This is a genomic window from Bacillus sp. Pc3, assembly GCF_000815145.1.
Lineage (GTDB): Bacteria > Bacillota > Bacilli > Bacillales > Bacillaceae > Bacillus > Bacillus velezensis.
In genome coordinates this window covers 2,631,919-2,653,455 of sequence record NZ_CP010406.1, presented here as the reverse complement: position 1 = coordinate 2,653,455, position 21,537 = coordinate 2,631,919, and the positions used below count along the sequence as shown (strand labels likewise).

At 41.0% G+C, this 21,537-nt stretch carries 8 protein-coding genes; 3 read left to right on the top strand and 5 right to left on the bottom strand.

The annotated features are described in order from the left end of the window. Positions 1 to 31: 31 nt before the first annotated feature. The 3 genes from SB24_RS12565 to SB24_RS12555 all read left to right on the top strand — a co-directional run bounded on the left by SB24_RS12565 (position 32) and on the right by SB24_RS12555 (position 4,538). On the top strand, positions 32 to 2,533 hold the full coding sequence (locus tag SB24_RS12565; protein WP_039253677.1) for a PEP/pyruvate-binding domain-containing protein: 2,502 nt from the start codon (positions 32 to 34) through the stop codon (positions 2,531 to 2,533). Between the two features lie 71 nt (positions 2,534 to 2,604). After that, positions 2,605 to 3,228 (top strand): TetR/AcrR family transcriptional regulator, encoded by a 624-nt coding sequence (locus SB24_RS12560; RefSeq protein WP_015240677.1) that lies wholly within the window; start codon positions 2,605 to 2,607, stop codon positions 3,226 to 3,228. Beyond that, the gene (locus SB24_RS12555; protein ID WP_015418317.1) at positions 3,201 to 4,538 is read left to right on the top strand and encodes an MFS transporter; all 1,338 of its coding nucleotides are present in this window, start codon (positions 3,201 to 3,203) and stop codon (positions 4,536 to 4,538) included. Before SB24_RS12560 ends, SB24_RS12555 begins: the two co-directional genes overlap by 28 nt. Before the next feature lie 704 nt (positions 4,539 to 5,242). Here the strand turns inward: SB24_RS12555 and SB24_RS12550 are convergent. The 5 genes from SB24_RS12550 to SB24_RS20525 form a co-directional block, all read right to left on the bottom strand. Further along, complete coding sequence (locus SB24_RS12550; RefSeq protein ID WP_039253674.1) at positions 5,243 to 5,968, bottom strand: thioesterase II family protein; 726 nt, start codon at positions 5,966 to 5,968, stop codon at positions 5,243 to 5,245. A 50-nt stretch (positions 5,969 to 6,018) separates the two neighbouring features. Further along, entirely contained in the window at positions 6,019 to 7,089 is a 1,071-nt protein-coding gene (locus SB24_RS12545; RefSeq protein ID WP_039253672.1) for a DUF3810 domain-containing protein, read from the bottom strand. Positions 7,090 to 7,174: 85 nt separating this feature from the next. Beyond that, the gene (locus SB24_RS12540) at positions 7,175 to 8,236 is read right to left on the bottom strand and encodes a saccharopine dehydrogenase NADP-binding domain-containing protein (RefSeq protein ID WP_015418319.1); all 1,062 of its coding nucleotides are present in this window, start codon (positions 8,234 to 8,236) and stop codon (positions 7,175 to 7,177) included. 32 nt (positions 8,237 to 8,268) lie between these two features. After that, positions 8,269 to 10,011 carry an ABC transporter ATP-binding protein gene (locus SB24_RS12535; RefSeq protein ID WP_015418320.1) on the bottom strand — a complete coding sequence of 581 codons (1,743 nt, stop codon included), beginning with the start codon at positions 10,009 to 10,011 and terminating at the stop codon, positions 8,269 to 8,271. Between the two features lie 196 nt (positions 10,012 to 10,207). After that, the gene (locus SB24_RS20525) at positions 10,208 to 21,526 is read right to left on the bottom strand and encodes a non-ribosomal peptide synthetase (RefSeq protein ID WP_052250235.1); all 11,319 of its coding nucleotides are present in this window, start codon (positions 21,524 to 21,526) and stop codon (positions 10,208 to 10,210) included. Positions 21,527 to 21,537: the final 11 nt, after the last annotated feature.

Genomic DNA, 21,537 nt, shown 5'->3' with positions numbered 1-21,537 from the left:
TTGGATGAAGAAAAAAAGGGGGTCATACCGCATGTATTCAGTGCGATTTCAAAAAGCGGAAGAATCGAGCCGCTCTGCAGGAGCAAAAGGAATGAACCTGATTAAACTGACGAAAAACGGGCTGCCCGTTCCCGGCGGTTTCATCATTCAGACGAATGCCCTGACACGTTTTATGGAAGACAACGGGCTTCAAGCAGATCAGGAACAGATGGAGCGCGCCATTATGAACGGCACGTTTTCAAAAGAGCTTCGGGAGGAACTGACCGCGTCGTTTTATGAATTGAGAGAATCATACGCCTCTGTCGCCGTACGTTCCTCCTCCGCGTCCGAAGATCTTGAAGGGGCTTCTTTCGCGGGCCAGTACGAAACCTATTTAAATATCAAAACAGAAGAAGAGTTTCTCGGAAAAGTGAAAGAATGCTGGGCTTCCTTCTTCTCGGCGCGGGTCAGCGGTTATAAAGAGAAAATGAACAATGACACCGCAGAACCGTTAATGGGCGTTGTCGTGCAAGGGCTTATCAATTCCGAGGTTTCAGGAGTCATTTTCAGCCGCAACCCCGTCACGCACGATGACGGAGAGCTGATGATCAGCGCGAGCTACGGTCTCGGAGAAGCAATCGTCTCCGGCAGCGTGACGCCCGACACATTTATCGTCAATAAAGACACATTTCAGATTGAAAAAGAAATCGGCTTAAAAGAAATGTATATCGTTTCTAAAGACGAAGGCGTGACGGAAAAAGAGACGACCGCTGACATGAGAAACCGCTTCTGCCTTGATGACGAGAGCATCAAAGAGCTTGCCATGCTGACGATAAAGACGGAAGAACTGTACGGTTATCCCGTGGATCTCGAATTCGGATTTGCCGAAAATAAGCTGTATCTGCTTCAGGCCCGGCCGATTACAACGATCGCGCAGGATCAGAAAGCGGCAGACGAAGAACGGGAATTTATCATGACGCCCCGGGATCAGAAAGATTTTTGGCTCAATATGGAGGCCAATATAGAAGGCCCCGTCAGCCCGTTATTCGCCTCACTCATTGTGCCGGCTTTGGAATACGGCCTCAAAGAGAGCACGAAGGCATTCCCTGTAATGGGCATCGAAATCGAGCGTGTCAAACTTCATCAGGGCCGTGTTTTTTCCAGACAGCATAAGACGGACGACAAGCTGCCCGCAGAACAGTTAGAAGCGCTTTTCCCCGTCTTGGCTGACCGCATGTACGATATTATTCAGGAAACCTTTCTGCCTTTTTATCAAAAGCTGGACGAACTGGCGCATACAGACCATACGCCGGAGACTGCCCTTAATGCGTTCCGAAACCTGCAAGACTTCTATTTAAAAGGATACGCAGAACATTTCAATATTGTCTTTCCGCAGGTTGCGTTAAACATGATACTGGAATCCATGTACGGACAGGTTGAGAAAGAAAACACCTCCCTTCTGTACGAAATGCTGGCTGGCGTCATGAATAAGTCATTGGAGACCGACAGACAGCTCTGGCTGCTGTCCGGACAAGTAAAAGACAGCCCTGAGCTGCGGCGCGTCTTTACGGTTGCTCATGCCGATGAGCTGCATCAGACGCTTCTGCAATCAAATAAGGGAAAACGCTTTCTCGAACAAGTCGGTGAATTTTTACAGGAATACGGCTGGAGATCCGTGAAAAGTCATGATCTGATTGAACAAACTTGGACGGAAAACCCTTATTTCGCTTTGGCCAACATTCAGAACTATGTCCGGAACGGATACGATTTTGACAGTGAGTTTCATAAAACGATAGAAAAACGAAAACAGCTCTACGCCGACTTTATGGATAGAATTGAAGATGACGGCTTCCGGGAGACGTTTGACCGCTATTATCAGTGGACATTGTCTTCATCCGTCATCAAAGATGATCACCATTTTTATATTGATGCGATGCTGGACGCCAAAGCACGCCTTTGCCTTCTGAAAATCGGCGAGCTGCTTCAAAAACAAGGCGTAATCGATGATCGGGAGGATATGTGGTACTTATACAGCGATGAAGTCGAGAAAGCGCTGGCGTCGCCGGTTCCGATGCAGGAAAAAGCCGCTGAACGAAAACAGCTCTTCCAGCAATATCAATTGCTTGAAGCCCCCGCTTATCTCGGGACTCCGACTTCGGAACAGCTGAAAATGGCTGAACAGATTACCGGCTCCATCACAGAAGATGAAAAAAACACTGAACATCAAATTTACGGACTTGCGGCGTCAAGCGGAATCGCAAGCGGCCCGGTGAAAGTCATTCGTGACGCAAGTGAATTTTCCCGTTTTTCAACAGGAGACGTGCTTGTCTGCAAAATGACGACACCGCTGTGGACCAGTCTGTTCCAGGATGCAAAGGCCGTCATTACGGACACGGGCGGCATCCTGTCACATGCGGCGATCATCGCGAGGGAATACGGGCTCCCGGCCGTTCTCGGCACACGTGCCGCGACTGACAGGCTCAACGACGGAGATATCGTCACGGTGGACGGGACAAACGGCAAGATTACGATTGTCAAACGCGCTTCATGCTAGGTTTCCCTCTTTATTGACGGGCAGGGCGGGTGTATACTTGTCCTGCCAGTATTTACGCGAGGTGAAACATGTTGAGAACGACGAACAAGAGAATTATTGACGCCGCGATGAATCTGATCATCCAAAAAGGATACCGCGCAGCGACAACAAAAGAAATCGCAGAAAAAGCAAAAGTAAGCGAAGCAACGATTTTCCGTAATTTTAAAAACAAACAAGGATTAATGAAAGCCATGATTGAACAGCAGACGCCGGTTCCGGAAAGCATGATCACTAAGGCGGAAGGCGATCTGTATGAGGATCTTCTTCATTTCGCCGCGACCCTTCTTCAGCAATTGGAACAAAAAAAAGAAGTGTTCCGCATCTGCCTGCGCGAACCGGAACTATTCGAAGACGTCCTGCAGGATATTGTCGTATATCCGCAATCCGTGAAAAAGCATTTAATCGTTTACTTTAAGGAGCTGACAAAGAAAAATATGATAAGCCCCGGCAGTGAAGAAGCTAATGCAGACGTCTTTATGACGATGATTTTCGGTTATTTTATACACCGGCTGCAGCTGGGGAAAAGAGTCATCACTCTCTCTGAGGAAACGATGCTGAAACACAGCACTGAGATTTTCATGAAAGGCATTACCGGCCGGTCATTTTCCGGCTCCAAGGAGGATGAAGGATGGGTTCAAAGAAAGAATGGGCGCTGATCGTTTCGCTTTTGCTGGGAGCCATACTCGTTCCCATCAATTCTACGATGATCGCAGTCGCCCTTTCATCCATTTCCCGCTCATTCAGCGAATCAATTGCCAGCATCACATGGGTAGTGACCGTGTATTTAATCGTGATGGCCGTGACACAGCCCATTGCCGGCAAGCTCGGTGATATGTACGGAAACAAAAAAATGTATTTATGGGGCGTCGGCCTTTTTCTCATCGCATCATTGGGGTGCGCCCTCTCGCCAAGTCTTTTCTTATTGATTTTCTTCCGGGCGCTTCAGGCTGCCGGCGGCGCTTTGCTTACGCCAAACAGCATCGCCATCATCCGCCATGTCGTGTCTGAAAAACGGCTTCCGAAAGTATTCGGCTTTTTCGGCCTCGGTGCCGGGCTGGGAGCGGCTCTCGGTCCGTTTATCGGCTCTCTTTTAATTGAGAGCTTCAGCTGGCATTCGATCTTTTGGGTCAACATTCCGTTTCTTGCAATCGCACTCGTGACGGCATTAGTGATGTTTCCTAAATATAAAGAAGAAACGTCTGACGCTCCGCTTGATATCATCGGGTCCGTTTTGCTTGCCGGAAGCATTGTATCTATTATTCTTCTGACGAAAAATGAAAGCTCTTTGGGCTATTGGGTGTACGCACTGCTCATTCTCGTATTTGTTCCGCTATTTTTCAGGCGGGAGCTGCGCACGAAACATCCGATTATTGATTTTGATCTGTTTAAAAACACGACCTTTACGAGCGCCAATCTGTCGGTTCTGTTAAGCAATTTAATGATGTACGCCGTGTTATTGATTATGCCGCTCTTTATGACCGGCCACTTCAGCATGAATACATCGCACAGCGGCATGGCGCTGTCAGTCTTTTCTGTTTTCATGTCCGCCAGCAACTGGGGCGGAGCTCAGCTGCATCAGAAATGGGGCGCGCGAAGAATGATTTTTCTGTCCTTCGGGCTGATGGCCGTAGCCAATCTCTTATTTTTTCTTTTGGTTTATTCCCATTCCGTTCCGTTTCTTATGGCATCGCTTATTGTCGGAGGCATCGCGTCAGGTGCGGGGCTGACGAGCATGCAGGTATCTTCTCTTGCGACGGTAGAACCGGGCATGTCCGGCATCGCATCCGGGATTTTCTCCACCTTCCGTTATTTCGGAAGCATTATTTCTTCAGCGCTGATCGGTTTAATCTCCGGGTTTCATATTCTGTTTATCATATTGATCGGAGTTTCTGTGATCGGCTTGTTCGTATCGCTTGGTATCAAGTCCGGGGAAACCGTTCAGACGAAAAAAAGCCATTCGGCATAACGAAAAAGGTTCCGTAAGCATCTGCTTTCCGGAACCTTTTCTAGTTTTCCTTCTTCATTTTCTCTCTCAAAGTGTCACCGCAATGCCGTTTGCTCTATGAGAATCTTTTGATTTACAAGAGAAAAGGGGAATGTAAATGGCTGAGAGTTCCGATCAAGTTCGGCGCTGACATCGTAATCCGGCCGTAAAAAAAAGCCCGGCCGCCGTGTTGTTAGCGGCACCAGGCTTTTTATATGTGATTTTTCATAATTAATAAAACTGAAAGCTTATTATTTCCAATGTTTTTTCTTAATTTTTTTCATAATTCTCCTTACTAAAACCTACCTAAAACAATTATTGAATATTACTTTTATAATTAAGCAAATTAAGTAACAATCATTGAAGGATTCTCAGACTGATAAAATTTATTTTAAATATAATATTTCAAAACACATTCAAACTGTACAAAGAAAAGAAAGTCTAAATTTTTATTTTTGTGAGATTCATCTATAGAAGCCACTGTTTTGATCCTCCTTCTAAAGTTGAGTCGCGTCACTTTAGTAGAATCATACCGTGGCTTCCCTTGTCAAAAGGCACAGTTCTTTTTTACACCAACTACTTGAGACTTTAACGTTTCTCTCATTTGAATTAATTCAAAATAGAATTAATGGGGGAGATTACCCCCGTATTTCCAGGCGATCCAGGTGGGTGGCCTGGTAAATATTTTAAGTCTCTGTATCTTTAACAATAGTATTTACAATATCATTAGGATACCGATTCAAAAAAAAATGTTCTCCTTTAAACTTATGAAATTTCACGTTTCCTTCAACAACTTCACTCCATTTATGCATTTCATTGATATGAGTCGAAAAATCGCTATCCGCATAAAAAACGCTTACTCCACAACTTATTTTTTCTGCTTTAGGCTGAAACTTATAATTGTCCAAAATTATAAAATCTGCTCGCAAAATCGGAAGAAACATATCCATAATCTCTTTTGTATAAAACTCCTCTGGTATTCCCCCATATTGTTCCACCTTTGTCAAGAAAGTTTCATTAGTCATATTTTCAATGTCTTCTCTCTTTTCAAAAATATGTGGAGCATCTCGCCCAGAAAAAAACAGATGCCTTGGTTCCTTAGTTCCCATTTGCTTAAGTTTATAATATATCTCATAAGTCAATAAGGCTCCCATGCTGTGTCCAAATATAACATATTCATCGTCATATTCTAATTGTTCACTTATTCTTTTGGCGATATCTTCACTTGCTTCACCAACAGACTGGTAACAAGGCTCTGTGAATCGAGTTCCTCTTCCAGCCAATTCACATATACACAATTCATATCTATCCGGCAGTAGTTTTTTCCATTCATAATATGCATTTACCGACGCTCCAGCATATGGAATAGGAAATACTTTTATTTTATTTATTTCACTCACTCCTATGTTCAACTTGAGCCCACTATCATTACTATATAAACCTATAAGTATTCAAGATACATTTAATTGTACTTCTCTATCTCTCGCTGCTCTGCCAGCAACAAATTCACCATATCACTATAGCTATTCATACCGTCTGTCTGATTATTTGCCTTCAGATATACATCATTTACATTTCTTGAAATACTTGAAATAACACCCTCATACTTATCCCGGTACTGCTCATTTTGTTCTATATCATGCTGCACCGCCTTGGACAGACTGGACATTATATCAGACGCCTGATCTGGATCCACTTTCTTTAGCTCAGATATAGAATAATCAAATGCTAGAAAAAAACCACTGTAAAGTATCATTGGATCATCCTGCTGCTTACATGCCAGATATGCTATAAAATTTGCCTCATCCTCATGCATGAAACCACTCTGATGTGCCAATTCATGTGCCATAGTAGCAGGCACCAAGAAAACGGGCACATTAACATTGATATTGGATTCATAAGTAAAAGGGACAAAGATACCATTTATCCCTGCATGCGACATTAGCTTTGACATCACAACTGGTTTTGGTGTTGAGTATAAAGAATGCTCCAAAATAGGATATTCCTTTGATAACATTTGCATCGAGAACACTGCGTGTTGTGCATAATAATCAAAAACCTCCGGTACTTGAGCCAAAAGATCAGTGTCCGCTAACTTTTCCCTTGCCAATCCCATTTCAACGGCAAGCGACTTACTCAATTTGACCAGTTCCTCCTTGCTGTAGTTCTCTTCTTTATATTCGGTATAAGACAAAAAAGAATATCTGTAATAGTTTATTCCACCCAAAATAGTATAACAAAAATATATCACGCTACAGATCGTAACTATTCCTAGAGCACCACGATAAACTACCATCCTACGTACACCTTTACTCATGATAACCTTGCGCACATAATAAACGATATAAAATAGAAAAAGTAACACAACCAACACGACGAGCCATTCACTAACAGAAAACTTGACCCAAGAAGGTACAAATCCTACTATTTTTGACAATAACGGATATACAGACCTACTGTATTTTTCCGCCCAATCCTGTTGGTTCTGCGCGTATATTGTCAGTATGTAAGCTATAACTCCAAGTGAAATCAACGGTAATCTCTTAAGTAAAAGCTTTTTTATAATGTACTCCCCCTATCCAATAAATATCAGATGTACGCCATGTAACCTAGTCATATCATTTCTTTATTTCAACATACTTTTCCTCATAAAAATCATGCTTATTAGAAAAAACATATTGATTCATAAAATCTATAGGAAGTACTTCATAAGCCCAGTAGGTACCATTAGGTCTATTACTTGAAATAACTTGTCGGGCGATTTCAGCAGCCACTGTACCCGTTAACTCTGAACTCGTTTCCATTTGTAAATTCAATCTGCACCTAACATCCTTTCCATTTTTCACTCCTGTAGCATCAATGACTAAAGCTATCCATTCCTCTTTAGGTTGCTCCTCTAAACGAATATCTAGTTTTTTCAGGGCTTCTTCAACCGAAGACTCAAGTTGCATTTGATAAAATTGCATTGCTAAACGAAAAATATTATCATTTGCTGCTATATTGTACCAGTGGAGTTCTTGTACCGAACTAACTTCCAGAATATCAATGATCTCTTGACTTAAATACGGTTTCTTATAGACAGGGACATCCACTTCAGGTACAAATTCTTTCTTCATCATATTTATATTTTCCGTTTTTACACAATGATCACTCCAATAAGAATCTGTTTTTCCAATTACACTATGGCCACTCATTAATATATCTGAGATAGAAGTTTTCGTATAATGTTCCGCACCACCAATATAACAATTCACATACTTCGTTTCGTCTAATAAATGATTTATTACTCGTTTTAATAGCAGACCTGTAATTCCAGGACAAAAACCAGCTCCTATGTAATTTACACCGTTAGCTTTAAGCTCTATTTGCTCCTGACTCAATAATAAAGCATTGGAAGCATCGACATATTTTGCTCCTACTTCCATAGCTGCCTGAGCAACTCTATCTTTAATTATAAATTCAGGCCCTGCACAATTAATGACAACCGTACAATCAGTACAGAACGCAATCAAGTTCTCCCAGTCAGAAACATCCAGTAATTGGTAGTTAAAATTATTAAGGTTCATTAATGCTGTAGGTTCACGCCGCTGTCCGCCCTTAACAATAAAGTCTTTACATAAGTTCTTACAGATGACTTCACCGATCATTCCGCCACACCCAACAACTGCGATTTGCTCCATCCGTACGACACCCCTTTCATCTTATACAAGATTTAAAATACAAGACTAGTTATACCTTTCTCTATTAAAAGATCATTATTATGTCTACTCAACATACTCAATGCATAAAATCTTTGTTTGGCTTCCATTAATTTATGATACGTGCCATGTTCTTCAATTTTCCCATTATTCAATAAGACAATTTCATCATATCCACTAAGAATTGATTCATCCAGCCTATGAGTAATGGAAATTCTCGTAATGCCCTGCATTTCACTTAACATACACTCAAGGTCACTAGCTGTTTGATTGTCCAACGCTGAAGTCGCCTCGTCCATAAGTAATATAGGTGATTTTCTCAGGAGTGCTCTTGCTATAGAAATTCTCTGTTTTTCCCCACCTGAAAAATGGATTCCATTTTCTCCACATAATACATCAAAGCCGCCTCTGTCATGAATCAATTTCTGTAACATACTCTTCTTTATTACTTGCTCAAACTCATCTGTGTTACATTCACGAAACAATTTAATATTTTGTTCAATCGTATCATCAAAGATAAAACAGTCCTGATGAATAAAACTAACGTTTTGGAAAATGGACTGATCACTTATTTTCTCAAGATCTACCCCGTCATACCTGATATTTCCTTCATACCCATCATAAAACCCAGTCAACATCTTTAATAAGGTTGTCTTTCCACTCCCACTTGTTCCTACAATGGCATAAGACTTTCCATATTCAAATTCAAAATTAATATCATCTAAAATTTTTTTCCCATCTACGCTTAACGAAAGCCCATTTAGAGAAATTTTATTACTGAATTTAGGGATATCAATTCTTTGAGTTTGATCCGTTTTTGCCTCTCCAATTTTATTGAAATTCATTAATAAAGCCCGACTGGCCTTCCTTTTGGTAAAACCGGTTATGAGTCTATTAATGGGAACTGTTACACAATTTAACAATTGAATAAAAGCCATAATCTCTCCTACTGTAATTTCTCCTTTCATTAGCTGCTGAGTACCCACAATAAATATGACTACAGCAACAAGAAAAGTTGAAATATCAGTAAGTGACATAATGAGTGACAACAGATTTTCGTATACCATTTTTGCTTTTTCCTGCTTGTTCGCCTTTGCCTTTGCCCTTTCAAAAATCTCCTTTTCGATGTTAAAGCTCTTAACAACCTGATTTCCAGACAATATATCTTTAATGAAAGATACATAATTTTTATTTTGCTCAGCCACTTCACCTTGTGCTTTTTGCATACGATTATTAAATATACTCGAAACTGCAAGTGGAATGATACAAGTGAGTAATATACTCAATGCAAGGAATGAATTAATGATAAACATCGCAAGCACTCCACCTACAAGCATAGCTAGCTGAACAAATATTTCCACGGTCCCTTTTATATAATCGTTTTGAATTATCGTTATATCATTTGACAATCGTGATATGTAGGTTCCATTACTCTCCTTGTTGAAACTTCTCATATCTAACCGCAAAATATTTTCAACAAGGGTATTTTTCAGGTTTAACGTTGCCCTTTTTGTATATAAATTTTTAACAGCATACCCCACATACATTCCCACTGCACCTAAAGGCAATAAAATAACGGAAACAGTAGTCACCTTAATGATATTGTCAATATCTTTATTAATAGAATAATCAATAAACTTTTGTAGTATAATTGCCAATGCAATAAACAGAATAGATGTCATGATACCAAGTAAGCAGGACAAAATAAATAAGCCTATATTCTTTTTGTATATGCTTTTTGAAATTTTTTCATTCATACTCTAAGCCCCCTTCTTGTTTCTAATTTCATTTAGAGCATGTCTAATTTACACTCCAATTGTTTATTGCTAGATCATGTGCATATTTCAGATATGTTGGGTGGGACCGCGAGCATATGCACATGATCTGGCATCATATGTCTTTTTATGACCCCTCCACCCGCATAGCGGGTGGTTTTACGGGTAAGATACAACATTAAATATTCTTCATGACATCATTAAGGAGCTCTTCTTCAATTGTAATGCCTGTAATGCGAGCAATTAGAGTACTATTTTGAATGTAAAAGTGCATGCTAACTCCAAAATCTTCAGACTCTATAATCTGTGTTTGTAAAAACATCTTCTCAAGTGATATGTCATCTCTACTTGCAAACTTATCAAGGACTCCCTGATAATTAATGATTGGAATGCGGTGGGACATTTCATTAAAATCGTACTTTTGTGCTATAAGAAACAACTTTTCTGTAATTGCAGATTGATTAATACTCGATTTTTCTGATGTTGATAAAAGCTGTTTTTGCGTTTTACTTTTCCTATCATAAATTGAATAATCTAAATTTAAAGTTAGCCCCAACATTTCCTTATTGAATTCATCTCTGTTATGTGTCAAAACAGAAACAGGGATGTTATTTAATTCTTCAGGTAAGTCACTATACATAAGCCTTGATATAAATTCTACTGCTGTATTAATGGGTTGTTCGCTAAATTTCTGATATTGTAACTCATTTAGTTTTACATGAATTTCTGTAGACCTCTTAGTGTCTCGTCGAGAGACCAAATCAGCTGATTGTTTAGCAGCTTCAATATACTCTTCCATGTTAGACTCTTGAGCATCTGGAATTTCCAGTTCGTCAACTTTCTTTTTAATCATTTTGCAATATTCTATGAAAGAATAGTTATAGGGAGTGGTAAGTCTGTTGTTCAAAGTTTCATGAAGCATAACCTTAAACAAATCTTGTGAGACTCCATCCCATATTAAATGATGAATTGCACTAAGTACTAAGCAATGATCTGCATCTATTTCTACGATTAAAAATCTAGATAACAGCTTATCATCAGTTAGAAAACTCATTTCATTCACAATTTCTTTAAATTGTTCTGCAGATAATTCTAAGGTTCCTTTCACTACTGGAATTTCCCACTCATCTGAATAATCGTATTCTTCTAAATAGGTCATTTTTTGATTTAATTTCGTTCTTAATGCCCCCTGCCTGGAAATTATTCCTCTGAGTGATAAAGAAGCGTTCTCTGCCGTTCCTTCTATTGTTATGATTTCAGTAATAATTTCTGTATCCGGTCGCAAGAAGTCCTCCTGTCCTGTCAATACAGGACATTCTAAAGTAGAACGTGTTTTAATATAGTTATCTCCATAATAATTCAACTGTTTTTGTATCATGCACTTTAGATCGCCATCACGGTTATCACCAATTAATGTTTCATCTAATGGCATTTTTACTGTTCCTTTTCTGGTTAAACACGTTTCGACAACATCCTTAATTGCTCTTTCATATGCCAATACCAATGTTTGAGCATCCTCGTCAGTATACAATCCAGTATCATATATGATGTCAAATTCAAGTTGCCCATTTAAAACAGCCCCATTTAGAGACAATCCCATTCCTGATGAATTTTTTTCTGACATACTTCTTCCTAATGGCATTCCCGACATGGATATTCCTTCAATTCTGTCTATCTCGTTATCCAATTCTCCAAGATAATTGAATGTTATTGCTGCGCTCATCTCAAGTCCGCTATGCTCACCAAGATATCTCAAAATTCCATATCCAATTCCATGATTAGGGACCTGTTTCAATGTTTGTTTTGCCTCCAAAATGCTTTCTTCAACAGTATCTTTTGTCTCCAAAATAATAGGATATACACTTGTAAACCAACCAACTGTACGATCGATGGCGATCTCTCTATCTATTGTCTCTCTCCCGTGACCCTCCATTTCTATGGTTAGGTACTTAGAGTTTCTCCATTCTTTTACTGCAATGGTCAGCGATGCCAGTAACAAGTCGTTTATTTCTGTTTTATATGTCTTTCCAGCTTCGAGCAACAGCTTTTTCGTCGTTTCAGAGTCCACTTTCACTACTTTATTTTTATATTGACCACTTGCTGTTTGTGTACTCTTGAATGTCTCAGTACTATTTGATTTATCCGATATATTTTTCCAGTATGCTATTTCATCTGAAAGCACTTCACTCTTAGCATATTGTGTTAAAGCATTCGCCCATTCCTTGTACGAAGCCGTTTTCATTGGCAGCGTGATTTTACCTGTCTCTTGTATTTGTCGATATCCACTAAATAAATCCTCCAGCAGAATTCTCCATGATACACCGTCTATGACCAGATGATGTACACAAATTAGTAAATGATCTCCACTGTCTGAATGGAACAGCCCTACTTTTACTAAAGGCCCGGTGGCTAGGTCTATGCTTGCCTGTAATTTATCGCTGGCATACTCTATCTCTTTCGATACATCTTGCACTTTTGTATAATCTTTTTCATACCAATCATATAGCTTGCTTTCCTCTGTAGACAGCGTGATTTGACGTTGTCCGTCATATACATTTCTTAAAGCGTCATGATGTTTAATGATTTCAGTAATTGCTGTCTTTAAACTAGGTATGTCAAATGGCTCATCACTTCTTAACATTAAGGCCTGATTATAATGATTAGGTACGACGTGATTCTTATTGAAAAATTCTAGTTGTATAGGGGTTAATGGACTTGCCCCATTGATTTCTCCCTGTTCGTATACTTGATTTACTTCTCCCATTTGAATATTTTCCCCAATCTTTCTTGGGGTCTGCTGATACATTAATGCGGCGAAAGAAAGCTTATAACCTTTTTCCCGTAACTTCGAAACGGCCTTAATCGCTTTAATAGAATCTCCGCCAAGTTCAAAGAAACTGTCTTCTATTCCGACTGGAGATATTCCTAAGATTTCTTCAAATATGTCCGTAATGACTTTCTCTGTTTTAGTTCTTGGTGGCATATATTCCTGTCCTGCTAATGCATTTAGTTCTGGCAGTGCTTTTGCATCCAGCTTCCCATTTGGAGTCAGTGGCAAGGCATCAATCTGCATCATAAAGCCAGGTAACATATACTCAGGCAGTTTGTCTCTCAAATCATTTTTGATTTCAGACATATCCAGTTGCTGCTCTTGATTTGTCGGGATTAGGTAGGCACATATACTCTTGTCACCGCCTACTTCCAATGCAACAACGGCTACATCAGATATACCCGGCTGATTCCTTAGAACGCTCTCGATCTCGTACAACTCGATCCGATATCCTCGGATTTTAACCTGTTCATCTATTCTTCCCAGGTATTCCATCTCTCCGTTAGGCAGCCATCTCGCCAAATCTCCAGAGCGGTATAACTTCCCTTCGCCATATGGATTGTCGATAAACTTCTCCGCTGTTAATTCAGGCTGGTTTAGATAGCCTTTGGCTACTCCGTCTCCTGCGATGCATAGCTCACCAGGAACGCCTACACCACATAACTCCATCTCATTCAGTATATAGAGCTGCATATTGGCAATGGGATGTCCGATTCCTACACTTAAACCCTTATCTTTTTCGCTGGAATAGACATAGTCACAGCATCCTACAGTAGTCTCTGTAGGGCCATATTCGTTATGGATCTTGACGCTTTCACCCAATAGCTTCTGCGTTTTCCACGCCGTATCTGTGGTGAACTCCTCTCCACCGACAATCAGCGTTTCTAAATTCGGCACATCTACGCCGTCTGCATAGGTTTCCAGCATTTTTAAATGTGACGGGGTAAGCTTCAGGAAGGTTACCCTGTTATCTTTTAAAGCTGCACGTAACCTTTCCTCCGTATCTCCTCCCTTTAATAGAAGAGATCCACCACTAATCAGCGGTAAGAACAAGGACGTTACGGAGAGGTCGAAACTTAAGCTTGTCATTAATACCGTCGTACAAGCTTCCTTCTGGTATTCTTGATCTGCATACGACAAGTAATGATCCAAGTTACCTCGTGTAACCGCCACGCCTTTGGGCTTTCCTGTCGTTCCTGATGTGTAAATCAAATAGGCTATGTCACTTTTTTCAACAGCACACGCTGGATTTGTCTCCTTCTCACCCAGATCTTCAAGATTCATCGAGATGAATGGGACTTCCGTTTCCATAGTCTTCTCTCTTGTTAAAATGACCTTGGGTGCTGCATCGTTTAAGATATGCTCTATTCGTTCCTTCGGTGTTGCTGGATCAATCGGGACATAGGCGGCTCCACTCTTTAGCACGCCCAAAATGCCAATGATCGTTTCCGCTTCCAGGGTAGTCATGATGGCCACTCGATCATTGGGCTGAACACCTAACGAAATCAGTTCCCATGCCAATGCATTGGCCTTGCGGTTGACTTCTCCATAACGAAGTACTCCCGTTTCGTATTCGATTACCGTCTTCTCGGGTGTCTGTTCCGCATGTTTCTCGAATCGTTCTACTGCCGTATGATGCTGTGCATACTCCGTATGGGTATCATTGAAAACCGTTAGTATTCTTTGTTGCTCTACCTCACTGACCATGTAGAGTTCAGACAATTTCATTTCAGGGTTAGCAATCACCCTGTCCAGCAACACCTTAAAATGCTCCAGTATGACCTGTGCTGAAGTCTCGGTAAATAAATCACTGCAATATACCAGATCTAAAGCGTACCCCTCTTCATACGCTGTAGCTTGTAAATCCAAATCAAATTTGGCATCAATGAAAGGAATGCCCAGCATCTCTACCTGTGCTTCGCCCATTGCAAGATGGATTTCCTCGTTATTCTGCATGGTAAACATCACGTCAAACAGCGGATTGCGTGACAGATCACGGCGTACTTCTACTTCCTCTACCAATTCTTCAAACGGGTATTCTTGATTCTCATACGCGTTTAAGGCCAGCTCTTTTATCTCGCTTAAAAACTCCAGGAACGTTTTCTCGCCCCTTGGATACCCTCTCATTGCCAGCGTATTGACAAACATGCCGGCTATTGTCTCGGTGTCCTGATGCACTCGGCCTGAGATGGGTGTTCCTACCACGATATCTTGTTGCCTGCTGTATTTATGCAGTTCTATCATAAATACAGCCAGTAAGGTCATGTAATCTGTCGTTCCCTGTTGTTTATTTATATTTTGAATGCCAGCTTTCTGCTCTCGGCTAAGCTGAACAGACACTTGGGCTCCTTTGTAGCTTTGGATTTTGGGACGTGGATAGTCCGTCACCAAATCCAAAACCGGTGCCTCTTCTTTGAATACTTCTTTCCAATAGTTTCTCTGACTCTCCAGGTTTCTGCCACGCATCCATTCACTATAATCCTTGTATTGGATTTCAAGTGGTTGTAATTCTTCACCGTTATACAATCGTGAGAAATCTTCGATTAATAGATTTAGCGTCTGATGATCGGAAATAATATGGTGCATATCAAATAGTAAAATATAGTTGTTCTGATTTCTTTCTTTGACTACTTTAAAACGCATGAGCGGTGCTGTTCCGATGTCAAACGGGCGTACAAATTGTTCCATGTCAGCGTCACTGTAGCTGTCGGTCTCTTCATATTCCACTTGGTAGAATACCTCGTCTGCAATGACTTGATATGCTCCTTCTTCGGTCATTACAAAACTTGTTCGCAGCGACTCATGACGCTTAATCAGACGATCTATGGCTTGTTGTATTTTTTCTAAATCAAGGTTACCCGTTACTTCTAGCGCTGACGCCATGTTATATGCAGTACTGTTGCCTTCCATCTGATCCAGAATAAACAATCGTTTCTGTGTAGAGGATGCTGGATAAGCTTCTCTCTGTTCTGCTTGTGGTATTGGACTATATTCGCCTTCTCCCGCGGCCTCAATCTTTCTCGACAACATGACAGGAGTTGGTGAACTAAATATCTCTTTTACTGGCAAACGAATCCCTGTCTTCTTCTCGATGGCATTAATGGCTGCCGTCGCTTTTAACGAATGTCCTCCCAGTTCAAAGAAACTATCCTCTATGCCGACTGGAGATATTCCTAAGATTTCTTCAAATATGTCCGTAATGACTTTCTCTGTTTTAGTTCTTGGTGGCATATATTCCTGTCCTGCTAATGCATTTGGTTCTGGCAGTGCTTTTGCATCCAGCTTCCCATTTGGAGTCAGTGGCAAGGCATCAATCTGCATCATAAAGCCAGGTAACATATACTCAGGCAGTTTGTCTCTCAAATCATTTTTGATTTCAGACATATCCAGTTGCTGCTCTTGATTTGTCGGGATTAGGTAGGCACATATACTCTTGTCACCGCCTACTTCCAATGCAACAACGGCTACATCAGATATACCCGGCTGATTCCTTAGAACGCTCTCGATCTCGTACAACTCGATCCGATATCCTCGGATTTTAACCTGTTCATCTATTCTTCCCAGGTATTCCATCTCTCCGTTAGGCAGCCATCTCGCCAAATCTCCAGAGCGGTATAACTTCCCTTCGCCATATGGATTGTCGATAAACTTCTCCGCTGTTAATTCAGGCTGGTTTAGATAGCCTTTGGCTACTCCGTCTCCTGCGATGCATAGCTCACCAGGAACGCCTACACCACATAACTCCATCTCATTCAGTATATAGAGCTGCATATTGGCAATGGGATGTCCGATTCCTACACTTAAACCCTTATCTTTTTCGCTGGAATAGACATAGTCACAGCATCCTACAGTAGTCTCTGTAGGGCCATATTCGTTATGGATCTTGACGCTTTCACCCAATAGCTTCTGCGTTTTCCACGCCGTATCTGTGGTGAACTCCTCTCCACCGACAATCAGCGTTTCTAAATTCGGCACATCTACGCCGTCTGCATAGGTTTCCAGCATTTTTAAATGTGACGGGGTAAGCTTCAGGAAGGTTACCCTGTTATCTTTTAAAGCTGCACGTAACCTTTCCTCCGTATCTCCTCCCTTTAATAGAAGAGATCCACCACTAATCAGCGGTAAGAACAAGGACGTTACGGAAAGGTCGAAACTTAAGCTTGTCATTAATACCGTCGTACAAGCTTCCTTCTGGTATTCTTGATCTGCATACGACAAGTAATGATCCAGATTGCCTCGTGTCACCGCCACACCTTTGGGCTTTCCTGTCGTTCCTGATGTGTAAATCACATAGGCTATGTCACTTTTTTCAACAGCACACGCTGGATTTGTCTCCTTCTCACCCAGATCTTCAAGATTCATCGAGATGAATGGGACTTCCGTTTCCATAGTCTTCTCTCTTGTTAAAATGACCTTGGGTGCTGCATCGTTTAAGATATGCTCTATTCGTTCCTTCGGAGTCGCTGGATCAATCGGGACATAGGAAGCTCCACTCTTTAGCACGCCTAAAATGCCAATGATCGTTTCCGCTCCCAGTGAAGCCATGATGGCCACTCGATCATTGGGCTGGACACCTAACGAAATCAGTTCCCATGCCAATGCATTGGCCTTGCGGTTGACTTCTCCATAACGAAGTACTCCCGTTTCGTATTCGATTACCGTCTTCTCGGGTGTCTGTTCCGCATGTTTCTCGAATCGTTCCACTGCCGTATGATGCTGTGCATACTCCGTATGCTCCGTATGGGTATTATTGAAAACCGTTAGTATTCTTTGTTGTTCTACCTCACTGACCATGTGTAGTTCAGACAATTTCATATCAGGGTTAGCAATCACTCTATCCAGCAATACCTTAAAATGCTCCAGTATGACCTGTGCTGAAGTCTGGGTAAATAAATCACTGCAATATACCAGATCTAAAGCGTACCCCTCTTCATGCGCTGTCGCTTGCAAATCCAAATCGAATTTGGCATCAATAAAATGAATGCCCAACATGTCTACTTGGGCTTCGCCCATCGCAAGATGGATATCTTCGTCATTCTGCATGGTAAACATCACGTCAAACAGCGGATTGCGTGACAGATCACGGCGTACTTCTACTTCCTCTACCAATTCTTCAAATGGGTATTCCTGATTCTCATACGCGTTTAAGGCCAGCTCTTTTATCTCGCTTAAAAACTCCAGGAACGTTTTCTCGCCCCTTGGATATCCTCTCATTGCCAGCGTATTGACAAACATGCCTGCGATCGTCTCGGTGTCCTGATGCACCCTGCCGGAGATGGGTGTTCCTACCACTATATCTTGTTGCCTGCTGTATTTATGCAGTTCTATCATAAATACAGCCAGTAAGGTCATGTAATCTGTCGTTCCATTTTGTTTATTTATATTTTCAATTCCAACTTTTTGTTCTTTACTAAGTTGAACAGACACTTGTGCTCCTTTGTAACTTTGGGTTTTCGGACGTGGATAGTCCGTCACCAAATCCAAAACCGGTGCCTCTTCTTTAAATACTTCTTTCCAATAATCCCTCTGACTCTCCAGATTTCTAGCACGCATCCATTCACTATAATCTTTGTATTGGAGTTCAAGTGGTTGTAACTCTTCACCGTTATACAATCGTGAGAAATCTTCGATTAATAGATTGAGCGTCTGATGATCGGAAATAATATGGTGCATATCAAATAGTAAAATATATTTGTTCCGATTTCTTTCTTTCACTACTTTAAAACGCATGAGCGGTGCTGTTCCGATGTCAAACGGGCGTACGAATTGTTCCATGTCAGCGTCACTGTAGCTGTCGGTCTCTTCATATTCCACTTGGTAGAATACCTCGTCTGCAATGACTTGAAGGGTTTCTCCTTCTGTCATGACAAAACTTGTTCGCAGCGACTCATGACGCTGGATCAGGCGATCTATGGCTTGTTGTATTTTTTCTACATCAAGGTTACCCGTTACTTCTAGCGCTGACGCCATGTTATATGCTGTACTGTTACCTTCCATCTGATCCAGAATAAACAATCGTTTCTGTGTAGAGGATGCTGGATAAGCTTCTCTCTGTTCTGCTTGTGGTATTGGACTATATTCACCTTCTCCCGCGGCCTCAATCTTTCTCGCCAACATGGAAGGAGTTGGTGAACTAAATATCTCTTTTACTGGCAAACGAATTCCCGTCTTCTTCTCGATGGCATTAATGGCTGCCGTCGCTTTTAACGAATGTCCACCCAGTTCAAAGAAACTATCCTCTATGCCGACTGGAGATATTCCTAAGATTTCTTCAAATACATCTACGATTGCCTGCTCCGTCTTATTACTTGGTGGTACGTAGTTCAAACTTTCTAACATATCTGGCTCTGGCAGCCTAGTTTTATCCAGCTTCCCATTTATGGTTAGTGGAAATTCATCGATCTGGATCATAAAGGCAGGAATCATATACTCTGTTACTTCTTCTCTTACCGCTTCTTTAATTTGGGGTATACTTAGTTCCTGCCCCTTTTCTGCAATGAGATATGCACAGAGAATATCATCATTTCCAACTTCTTTTACAATAACGACAGCATCTGCAATATTACTCTGCTTTCTTAATACACTTTCAATTTCACCTAACTCTATCCTGTAACCACGGACTTTCACTTGTTCATCATCTATTCGACCTAAATACTCTATATTTCCATCTGGCTGCCAACGTGCTAAATCTCCTGTACGGTACAGTTTTCCTTCACCGAAGGGATTCTTAATAAACTTCTTATCTGTCAATTCTGGCTGATTTAAATAACCTCTTGCTAAACCATCTCCTGCAATACACAACTCACCAGGTATTCCAATCCCGCATAGCTCCATTTCATTTAGAAGATATACCTTTGTATTTGCAATCGGACGTCCAATGGAAATTGAAGTAGAGTCTGTATTCACTCTAAAACTAGTTGCATTTACAGTAGACTCCGTAGGCCCATATGTGTTAAGCACTTCTACTCTTTCCGCCCATTTTTTTAAGCTTTCTAGACTACCTGCCTCTCCACCTGACTCCAGCAAACGAAGCGTCGGTAATGCGTCAACACACAACCCGTCTATTAACTTAGGTGTCAATGAAGCTGTTGTAACATTATTTCGATCGATATATTTTTGTAGTTGCTCCATATCATAGGTTAAATGTTTTGGTACAATGCATAATGCCGCACCATTGCATAGTGCAGGGAAGATATCTCCCACCGCTTGGTCAAAAGATATATTTGCAAATTGCAGCACCGTATCCTTGTCGCTTAGTGCAAATGTCTCCTGATATGTGACCCACATATTGACCACATTTCGATGTTCAATTAAAACTCCTTTAGGATTTCCAGTTGTACCCGAGGTGTAGATACAATACACTAAATCATTAGACCTGTTAACGTGCAAAAGATTGTCCGTTTCATTAGCATAATTATTCTCATCTTCTAAATCTAATACTGGTATCTCTACCTTCCCTGGCAGCTTATTCTTATACGTCAATACAATCTTTGGACTACTGTCCTCCAGCATATAGTGAATTCTATTATCTGGATATTCAGGATTGATGGGTACATAAGCTCCCCCTGCCTTGATGATGGCTAATATCCCTACAATCATTTCCATGCTGCGTTCTGTCACTAGAGCCACTAGATCGTTTGGAGCCACTCCTAAATCCCGAAGAGTTCGCGCCAACTGATTTGCTCTTTCATTCAGCTCGGCATATGTCATCTTATTATCATCAAATTTAAGTGCAATATTTCCTGCTGTTTTCTCTACCTGATTCTCAAATAAGCTGACAGCTGTTTGTTCTCGAGAGTATTCTACATTCGTTGCATTGAAATCAACCAAGATCTTCTCTTGTTCTCTGAGATCAAGCATATGCAGATCTTTAAGCTTTTTGCCTGGATGTGTTATGGCTTCCTCAAGCAGCGTTACATAATGCCTTGCCATATATTCAATCGTTTCTTGTTTGAATAAATCTGTGCAATACTCAAAATCTATCTCATACCCTTCTGGCATACATTCAACCAGAACGGATAAGTCAAACTTTGAGACATTTCTTTTAATGAATGCACTTTTTCCGCCCAATAGGCCTTGCATTTCCGTCGGTTTTTTCTTTTCTTTTAATCCGAACATAAAATCAAAAATTGGATTTCTTGAGAGATCTCTTTTCTCCTCTACGGCTTCAACTAAATCTTCAAATTGGTATTCTTGGTTATCATAAGCCTGCAGACACTTCTCCTTCACAGCTAATATCAAATGCTCAAAGGTCTCATCCGGACTAACTTCTCCCTTGATCACCAGAGTATTGACAAACATCCCCAACATACCCTTAGTATCTGCATGAACTCGGCCTGACACGGTAGTTCCTACAATAATATCCTTTTGGCGACTATATTTGGCTAATAATAGAATGAACACAGATAGGGTAACCATAAATTCAGTAGCACCATGCTTTAGAGCTAGATTTTTAACCCCTGAGCTTAATGGCTCCTTTACCTTTGCTACAACATTGTCTCCCCTGAAAGACTGGATTTGAGGACGGAGGAAATCCGTCTTCAAATCCACCCTAGCAATTTCACCAGCGAATTCCCTCTTCCAATACTCTTCCTGTTTTGAGATGTCATAAAAATTCTGCCATACACTGAAATCTTTATACTGAACACGGTTAGAATTTTTATTCATAAGTTCTCCTC

What these genes read in the sequence shown, in the direction of transcription:
- SB24_RS12555 (WP_015418317.1), top strand. Translation starts at nt 3,201, where the DNA reads ATGGGTTCAAAGAAAGAATGGGCGCTGATCGTTTCGCTTTTGCTGGGA.
- SB24_RS12535 (WP_015418320.1), bottom strand. Translation starts at nt 10,011, where the DNA reads ATGAATGAAAAAATTTCAAAAAGCATATACAAAAAGAATATAGGCTTA.
- SB24_RS12565 (WP_039253677.1), top strand. Translation starts at nt 32, where the DNA reads ATGTATTCAGTGCGATTTCAAAAAGCGGAAGAATCGAGCCGCTCTGCA.
- SB24_RS12540 (WP_015418319.1), bottom strand. Translation starts at nt 8,236, where the DNA reads ATGGAGCAAATCGCAGTTGTTGGGTGTGGCGGAATGATCGGTGAAGTC.
- SB24_RS20525 (WP_052250235.1), bottom strand. Translation starts at nt 21,526, where the DNA reads ATGAATAAAAATTCTAACCGTGTTCAGTATAAAGATTTCAGTGTATGG.